Annotated in this window: 8 protein-coding genes; 5 read left to right on the top strand and 3 right to left on the bottom strand. The window is 75.8% G+C overall.

Features of this window, described 5'->3' with window-relative positions; all coding sequences use genetic code 11:
• Positions 1-13: 13 nt before the first annotated feature.
• Both E1293_RS41140 and E1293_RS41135 read right to left on the bottom strand, forming a co-directional pair.
• On the bottom strand, positions 14-1,207 hold the full coding sequence (locus E1293_RS41140) for a steroid 3-ketoacyl-CoA thiolase (protein ID WP_132204604.1): 1,194 nt from the start codon (positions 1,205-1,207) through the stop codon (positions 14-16).
• Complete coding sequence (locus E1293_RS41135) at positions 1,207-1,404, bottom strand: ferredoxin (protein ID WP_132204602.1); 198 nt, start codon at positions 1,402-1,404, stop codon at positions 1,207-1,209. The genes E1293_RS41140 and E1293_RS41135 overlap by 1 nt, the downstream gene beginning before the upstream one ends.
• Positions 1,405-1,638: 234 nt before the next feature.
• Here E1293_RS41135 and E1293_RS41130 point away from each other — a divergent pair, with 234 nt between their 5' ends.
• Positions 1,639-2,730 (top strand): LLM class flavin-dependent oxidoreductase, encoded by a 1,092-nt coding sequence (locus tag E1293_RS41130; protein WP_207939405.1) that lies wholly within the window; start codon positions 1,639-1,641, stop codon positions 2,728-2,730.
• Between the two features lie 29 nt (positions 2,731-2,759).
• Here the strand turns inward: E1293_RS41130 and E1293_RS41125 are convergent, their stop codons facing one another.
• A complete protein-coding gene (locus tag E1293_RS41125) occupies positions 2,760-3,386 on the bottom strand; it encodes a ScbR family autoregulator-binding transcription factor (RefSeq protein ID WP_165978630.1) in 627 nt (208 codons plus the stop codon).
• Between the two features lie 226 nt (positions 3,387-3,612).
• On the opposite strand from E1293_RS41125, the gene E1293_RS41120 reads away from it, so the two are divergent.
• From E1293_RS41120 to E1293_RS41105, 4 genes are all read left to right on the top strand, one after another.
• Positions 3,613-4,182: a DUF5987 family protein gene (locus tag E1293_RS41120; protein WP_132204596.1), complete on the top strand. Its 570-nt coding sequence runs from the start codon at positions 3,613-3,615 to the stop codon at positions 4,180-4,182.
• On the top strand, positions 4,179-5,834 hold the full coding sequence (locus E1293_RS41115) for a GMC family oxidoreductase N-terminal domain-containing protein (RefSeq protein WP_132204594.1): 1,656 nt from the start codon (positions 4,179-4,181) through the stop codon (positions 5,832-5,834). Before E1293_RS41120 ends, E1293_RS41115 begins: the two co-directional genes overlap by 4 nt.
• Positions 5,835-5,843: 9 nt before the next feature.
• Positions 5,844-6,914: a carboxymuconolactone decarboxylase family protein gene (locus E1293_RS41110; RefSeq protein WP_132204592.1), complete on the top strand. Its 1,071-nt coding sequence runs from the start codon at positions 5,844-5,846 to the stop codon at positions 6,912-6,914.
• 166 nt (positions 6,915-7,080) lie between these two features.
• Positions 7,081-8,112 carry a ParB/RepB/Spo0J family partition protein gene (locus tag E1293_RS41105; protein ID WP_132204590.1) on the top strand — a complete coding sequence of 344 codons (1,032 nt, stop codon included), beginning with the start codon at positions 7,081-7,083 and terminating at the stop codon, positions 8,110-8,112.
• Positions 8,113-8,147: the final 35 nt, after the last annotated feature.

Here is an 8,147-nt window from a genome sequence, read left to right as displayed (position 1 = left end):
CGTCCCGGCCCCCCTACACCCGCCGGAGCAGGGACGCGGTGCCGAGCGAGCCGCCGCAGCACATCGCGACGAGCGCGTGCTCGCGGTCCGTGCGCTCCAGCTCGTGCAGCGCCGTCACCAGCAGCCGGGTCCCGGTGGCGCCGAGCGGATGGCCGAGGGCGATCGCGCCGCCGTTGACGTTGACGCGGTCCAGGTCGGTGCCGAACGCGGACGCCCAGTTCAGCACGACGGACGCGAACGCCTCGTTGATCTCGACCAGGTCCACATCGCCGATCACCATGCCCGCCCGGCCGAGCAGCCGCCGGGTCGCGGCGACCGGACCGTCGAGCAGGTAGTACGGGTCGGCGCCCGTGACGACCTGGTGGGCGAGCGTCGCACGGGGCCGCAGGCCGAGCGCCCGCGCGCGTTCCAGCGACATCCACACGACGGCGGCCGCGCCGTCGGAGATCTGCGAGGTGGTCCCGGGCGTGTGCACGCCGCCCTCGACGTTCGGCCGCAGCCGCGCCAGGCCCTCGATGGTGGTGGGCCGCAGCCCCTCGTCGCGGGTCACGCGGCGGTGCTCGCCGGTCGGTGCGCCGTCGCCGTCCAGGACGGGCGCGGTCACCGCGGCGACCTCCGCGTCGAAGCGGCCCTCGTCCCACGCGCGGGCGGCGCGCCGCTGCGACGTCAGCCCGAACGCGTCGGCGTCGGCGCGGCGGACGCCCTGCCGGCGGGCGATCCGCTCGGCGCCGCCGAACTGCGCCTTCGGCGGGTCGTCCCAGGGGTAGTCGGTGGTCTTGTGGTGGCCGGGTCCCTGGTACAGGTTCGTCCCGATGGGCACCCGGCTCATCGACTCCACCCCGCAGCCGATCCCGACGTCGATGGCACCCGCCGCGACGAGCGCGGCGACGAGGTGGTTGGCCTGCTGCGCCGACCCGCACGACACGTCCACGGTGGTGCAGCCGACCGCCGGGTCGTGGCCGGTGCTCAGCCACGCGTTGCGGGTCACGTTGAGGCTCTGCTCCCCGGACTGGGTGACGCAGCCGCCGATGATCTGCTCCACGTCGTCCGGCGCGATCCCGGCCCGGCCGATCGCCTCCAGCAGCACGGCGCGCAGCAGCTCGACGGCCTTCAGCCCCGCCAGCCCGCCGCCGCGCCTGCCGATCGGCGTGCGGGCGGCGGCGACGATGACGGGGGTGCGGGCGCCGAGGGCGGCCGCCACGGCCATCAGGCGTGCTCCGTCAGCGTAATGGCGAGCTTGGGGCAGGCCCGCGCGGCCTCCTCGGCGGCCGGCCACAGCTCCGGCCTGGGCCGCTCCTCGCGGACGCGCAGCACGTCGTCGGCGCCCAGCTCGAAGATCTTCGGCGCGAGCTCGCTGCACAGCCCGTTGGCGTCGCACTGGTCGTAGTCGACGATCACCCGCATGCGGGCACCTCCCACGCTGCGTCCCGCCCGGCTCCGCCGCGCGGCGAGCCGGGTCCCACCGCGTCATCGTCGGCGCGGCGCGGCCGGCGGCGCATCTTCCGGAATGCGGCGCGCGGCGGACTTCTTCGCGATTGCCGAGTCCGCCCGCACCCCCCTCCGACGTGCGGGAACCGGAGTTAGGGTGAGGCCGCCCGGCCGGGTGCGCCGGGCCCGCAAGCGAGGGGGCGCCGCATCGTGGACCTGTACTGGTTCCTGCCGCTGCACGGCGACGGCAGGGAGATCGCGAAACCGTCCGGAGGGCAACCCGCGCCGGGGACGCGCCGCGAGCCCGGCATCGACTACCTCACCCAGGTGGCGCTGGCCGCCGACCGCCTCGGCTTCACCGGGATGCTGACGCCGTTCGGCCTGTTCTGCGAGGACCCCTGGGTGGCGGCGGGCGCTCTCGCCGCCCGCACCCGGCGGATCAAGTTCATGATCGCCCTGCGGCCCGGCCTGGTCGCGCCGCTGCTGGCGGCGCAGATGGCGGCGACGTTCCAGCGGGTGTCGGACGGACGGCTGCAGCTCAACATCGTCACCGGCGGCGACCCCGACGAGCAGCGCCGCTACGGCGACCCGCTGGGCCACGACCTGCGGTACGCGCGCACCGCGGAGTTCCTGGAGGTGTTCGACCGCGCCTGGACGGGCGAGCGGTTCGACTTCGCCGGCGAGCAATACCAAGTGGAGGGGGCGCTGCTGGCCCGGCCGCATCCCGTCCGGCCGCACGTCTTCGTCGGCGGGTCGTCCGACGCGGCACGGGCGGTGGCGGCCGCGCACGCCGACACCTACCTCGCCTGGGGCGAGCCGCCGCCGGACCTCGCCGGGCTGCTCGACCGGGCGCGGGAGGCGGCCGCCGCCCGCGGCCGGGAGCTGAGCTGCGGCACCCGCTTCCACGTGATCAGCCGGGACACCGCGGCGGAGGCGTGGGCCGTGGCCCGGCGGCTCGTCGAGGGCATCGAGCCCGAGCGGGTCCGCCAGGCGCAGCGCCGGTTCGCGCGCAGCGAGTCCGAGGGGCAGCGCCGCGCGGCGGCACTGCACGGCGGCGGCGCCGCCGGCCTGGAGGTCTACCCGAACGTCTGGGCCGGCTACGGGCTGGTCCGGCCGGGCGTGGGGGCCGCGCTCGTCGGGAGCCATGAGCAGGTCGCGGAGCGGATCGAGGAGTACCGCTCGCTCGGCGTCGACCACCTGATCCTGTCGGCGCAGCCGCATCTGGAGGAGGCGTACTCCTTCGGCGAGGGGGTCCTCCCGCTGCTGCGGGCGCGCGGCGTGCTCGGCGACCCGCCGCGCTGAGGCCCGCGGCGGCCCCGGCGGAACGGACGTCAGCCGCCCGCCGCGGGCAGCGCCCCCAGGAGGTCGTCCAGGCGCGCGGCGGGGACGAGACCGGGCAGCAAGACCCGCCACATCTGCGACACGCAGGTGTCCGGGTCGAGGGGGCCGCCGCGCACCATCACGATCATCTGCAACCCGAGGAACGCGGCCGCCAGCGGCTGCGCGGCCCACGGCGGGTCCACCCGCGGCGCGAGGTCGCCCTGCTCCCGCGCGGCCACGAGCAGCTCCCGCACGGTGCCGATCCTGCGGGCGAGCGGCGGCGGGCCGGCCAGGTCGCGCAGCCGGCTCTCCAGCAGCAGCCGGGTCCCGGCGCGGGCCACCACGTCGTCGCTGAAGGCGCGGCCCACCTGCCGGGTGTACTCGATCAGCAGCCTCATGGCCCGCGGGAAGCGCGGGCGCAGCTCCTCCACCAGGTCGATGTGCAGCTCCTCGCCGCGCCGGATGATCTCCAGGGCGAGCGACTCCTTGGACGGGAAGTGGAAGTACAGCCCGCCCTTGCTGACGTCCTCCCGGTCGGTGATGTCCTGAAGGCGGGCCGCGCCGTACCCGTGCGCCTCGAAGGCGGCCGCCGCGGCCTCCAGGATGGTCTGCCGGGTGAGCCGAGCTCGTTCTTGCATGGAAAGTACCGCTTTCCGGTGAGCGATTGACCAGATGGTCATTCTTACTGCTCCCGGGCCCCACCGGAATGGAAAGGCCGCCCTTTCCGGGAGCGGTTCCCGCGGCGGGGCCGCAGCGCACGCCGGAGGGCCGCCCGCGTGCGGTTCCGCGGGCATTTCCGAAGATGCACAGCCGATCTGCCCCATTTTTACTGAACTGTGTTGCTACGCCGTGTGAGGAGACCGCATGGAAACCGAGAGCCCGACCGGGGCCGCCGGCAGGACGCCGACACTGGAGGCCTTCGCCGACACGATCGTGCCCGGGGAGAAGCGCGGGCCGGACGACCGGGCCGTGGCGGGCGCCGCCCCCGGCCCCGGCGCCGTCGCCGCCGGCGCCATCGCCCTGCTGGAGATGCCCGCGACCGGCATCGCGGACGCGCTCGACGACTACGCCGCGGCCCTCGACCGGCACGCCCGCGAGCACGCGGACCGGCGCGGCCTGGACCTGGACGGCTCCGTGCCGCCCTTCGTCGCCCTCCCGTTCGCCGAGCGCACCGCGGTCGTCCGCGCGCTCACCGCGCCCGACCACCCGGAGAAGGACCTGTGGGTCCTGCTGGCGCTGTTCAGCAACATGGCGTTCGACACCGCGGCGCACATGCACACCACCGAGGCCGTCGAGCAGGGGCACCCCGGCCTGGTGGCGCTCGGGTTCGCCCCGCCCGACGACGACGGGCTGTGGCGGTTCCCGCGGTTCTCCTACCGGCGCGAGCTCGCGTCCGTCCACCCGGACACCGACGCGACGGGGAGCCTGACATGACCGCCCGCGACAGCGCCGACATCCTCGTCGTCGGCACCGGATTCGGCGGCGCGATCACCGCCTACCACCTGGCCGCCGGCGGCGCGAAGGTGGTCATGCTGGAACGCGGCCCGTGGGTGGCCAGCGACGAGTTCGACCACGACTTCCTGCTCGGCTCCTCCTACACCAGGATCTTCGACTTCGTGGTCGGGGACGGGATGAGCGTCCTCGGCGGCAACTGCGTCGGCGGCGGCAGCGTCGTGTACTTCGCCGCGATGCCCCGCGTCCCCGGGTTCGTGTTCGAGCGCCGGGGAAGCCTCGGCCGCCGGATGTGGCCGGCGTCCATCACCCGCGACACGCTGGAGCCCTGGTACGACCGGGTGGCCGAGTCGCTGCCGATCACCCGGCAGGACTGGAACGACGTCACCTACTCCGGTGGCCTGTTCGCCGCGGCGTGCGCGCACGCCGGCCGCACCGCCAACCCGGCGCCCGCCGCGATCGACCGGGACCGGTGCACCAACTGCAACTGGATGATGTCCGGGTGCCGGTTCGACGCCAAGCGGTCGCTGCTGCTGAACTACCTGCCCGCCGCCGTGGCCCACGGCGCGGAGATCCGCCCCCTGCACGAGGTGCAGCGGCTGTCGCGCACCCCGGACGGGTACCGGGTGCACTACACCCACATCGACGGCGACGACTACCGGGTGACGGCAGGCGAGGGCACGATCGACGCCAAGATCGTCGTCCTGGCCGCCGGGGCGGGGGCCACCCCGGTGATCCTGCAGCGCTCGGCCGCGGAGCTCGGCACGCTGCCGCCCGCCGTCGGCCGGTACTTCTCCGGGAACGGCGAGCGGCTCAACACCGCCGTCTTCGACGAGGACCGGGTCCGCGAGGTGCTCGGGCTGCACCACCCCGGCGGCGCGTACGCCGCGTCCCAGGTCGGCAAGGGCCCCTGCGTGACGAGCTGGGACCGGCTGGACGGGACGCTCCCGGAGTTCGAGCGGTTCACGCTGGAGCAGCTCTACTTCCCGCCCGGGTTCGGCACGATCCTCGCCCAGATCCCGGGCGCCGGCGGCGAGCCGACCTGGTTCGGACCGGAGAAGAAGGAGATGCTCCGCCGCTGGCAGTCCTGGCTGACGATCTTCACGATGAGCGAGGACGACAACGAGGGCGTCTTCGGCCCTCCCCCGCCCACCGGGAACGCCGTCCGCATCTCCCAGCAGATGCTCGGCAGGGGCTCGCTGCGCTACGACCCGACGCCGAACACGCTGCGCGGCTGGGCCGCCGCCGACGCCGAGGTAAAGGACATCCTGGAGCGCGACGGCCTCGCCACCGTGGAGCCGTGGACGAACGACCTCGTCGGCGCCTACACCGTCCACCCGCTCGCGTCGTGCCGGATCGGGGACGATCCCGCGACGTCCGCGCTGGACGACCGGCACGAGCTGCGCGGCCACCCCGGCATCTTCGTCACCGACGGGTCGGCGGTCCCGGGCGCGCTCACGGTGAACCCGGCGTTCACGATCGCGGCGCTCGCCGAGCGGGCCGTGCCGGGGATCGTGCGGGCCGCCCAGGACCACGGCGTCGCGGTCGGCTACGGGGCGCCCGCGCCCGACGGGGTGACCAGCGCGCGGCGGGCGGCGACCCCGCTGGTGCGCGACATGGTCGGCGGCGGCTGAGGGGCGACGGTGGCACCGGGGATCCTGCGGCGCCCGCTGCGCCGGGCGCTGGAGCAGGTCAGGCATGTCGCGCCGGTCCAGCCGGGCGCCGCCCGCGGCACCGTCGCCGCGGTGTACGCGCAGGTGGAACGCGACTTCGGGATGCTCGCCCCGCCGGTCGCGCTGCACTCGCCGGCGCCCGGCCCGCTCGCGGCGTCCTGGGTGATGCTGCGGGAGACGCTGGTCGCCGCGGGCATCGCGGAGCGGGCCGACAAGGAGGCGGCCGCGGCCGCGGTCTCGCGGGCGAACCGGTGCCCGTACTGCGTGGCGGTGCACGGCGCGACGCTGGGCGCGCTGTCGTCGCCGGCGGCCGCGGCGGCCGTCGCGGACGGACGGTGGGGGCGGGTCGGCGACCCGGGCCGCGAGCGGATCGCGCGCTGGGCGGCGGGCGAGGCGCCCGCGCCGCCGCTGGCGCCCGGGGCGCTGGCCGAGCTCACCGGGGTGGTGCTGACGTTCCACTACCTGAACCGCATGGTGAACGTGTTCCTCGGGGACGGTCCGCTGCCGGCCCGGGTGCCGCGGCGCGCGCACGGCCCGATGATGCGGCTGCTCGGCCGCCTCGCCGGGGCGGCGGCCCGCGGCGGCCCGCCGCCGGGCGCGGCGCTGCCGCTGCTGCCGCCCGCGCCGCCGCCGCCCGACCTCGCCTGGGCTGCGGACGCCCCGCCGGTCGCGGACGCGCTGGCGCGCGCCGCGGCGGCCGTCGAGGCAGGCGCGGCGGGCGCCGTCCCCGGACCCGTGCGCGAGCTGGTGCGGGCCCGGCTGCGGGCGTGGGACGGCCGCCCGCCCGGCCTCGACCGCGGCTGGGCCGCCCGGGCCGCCGCGGACCTGGCGCCGGACGAGCGGCCCGCCGCCCGGCTGGCGCTGCTCACCGCCCTCGCCTCGTACCAGGTGGGGCCGGCGGACATCGCGGAGTGGCGGCGGGAGCGGGCGGGCGACCGGGAGCTGATCGAGATCACCGCGTGGACGTCGCTCACGGCGGCACGCCGAATAGCCCAGGGAATGCCGGCCGGGTCCGGGACGTCCAGAGGACCACTTATCTGAAAATGCCAAACTCCTGAGTTCACCCTTGCAAAAGACCAGTTTCCCGGTTTCCATCATGGAACGGAGATCGTTCCACCCGGACAGCCAGCTGGTCGCTCGATGTCATGATCGCGCTCCCCACAGCGATCATCCATGGTGAGAGGTGAGACGGCGGATGGAGCCCAGCATGATCGCGGCACCGGCGGATTCCGCGAAACGGGCGAACGCCCCGGACGGGCCGGGCGACACCGGGGAGGAGCCGGCCGAAGCGGTCCATTCCGTCCCCGTCACCTCGCTACTGTCGGCCGACTCCCCGCGGCTCACCGGAGAGGACCGCGACCACACGCTGCGGCTCGTCGAAGCCGACCGCGCGATGCCCCCGATCCTGGTCCAAAGGTCCACGATGCGGGTCATCGACGGGATGCACCGGCTGCGCGCCGCGATCCTGCGCGGCGACGAGACCATCCCCATCGTCTACTTCGACGGCGACGCGGACGAGGCGTTCGTCCGCGCGGTCGAGGAGAACGTCGCGCACGGGCTCCCGCTGTCGCGGGCCGACCGGCGCGCCGCCGCGGCCCGCATCATGGCGAGCCACCCGCAGCTGTCGGACCGCGCGATCGCGGCGCGGACCGGCCTGTCGGCGAAGTCGGTGGCCGGGATCCGGCGTTCGTCCGCGACCGTGCCGCAGTCGAACGGCCGGCTCGGCGCCGACGGCCGGATCCGGCCGCTCAACAGCGCGGAGGGGCGGCTCACCGCCGCGCGGGCGATGGAGCAGCGGCCGGACGCGCCGCTGCGGGAGATCGCCAGGGCCGCCGGCGTGTCCCTGTCGACCGCTCATGACGTGCGCAGACGGCTGCTGCGCAAGGAGAACCCCGTGCCCGACCGATACGCCGCGCCGCCCCCCCGGCGGCGCACCGGCGCGGACGGGCCGCGGGCCGTCGGCGGTACCGGACGCGCGGAGCGGAAGCGCCCCCACGGCGCGGACGGGCCGCGCGACCACGGCGCGATCCTCCAGACGCTCATGAAGGACCCCTCGCTGCGGCACACCGGCGCCGGGCGTCGGCTCCTGCTGCTGTTGCGGGCGCGCGTCATTGCGCCCGGCGACTGGGCGGACCTGTACGACTGCGTCCCCCCGCACTGCCGGGAGGCCGTCGCCGAGCTGGCCCGCCACTGCGCCACCGACTGGCACCGGCTCGCCGACGAACTCGACCGGCGCTGAGCCGACCCGGCCGCCCCGGCCGCCCCGGACCCCCG

Source organism: Actinomadura darangshiensis, assembly GCF_004349235.1.
Lineage (GTDB): Bacteria > Actinomycetota > Actinomycetes > Streptosporangiales > Streptosporangiaceae > Spirillospora > Spirillospora darangshiensis.
This window is presented reverse-complemented; position numbering and strand designations above follow the sequence as displayed.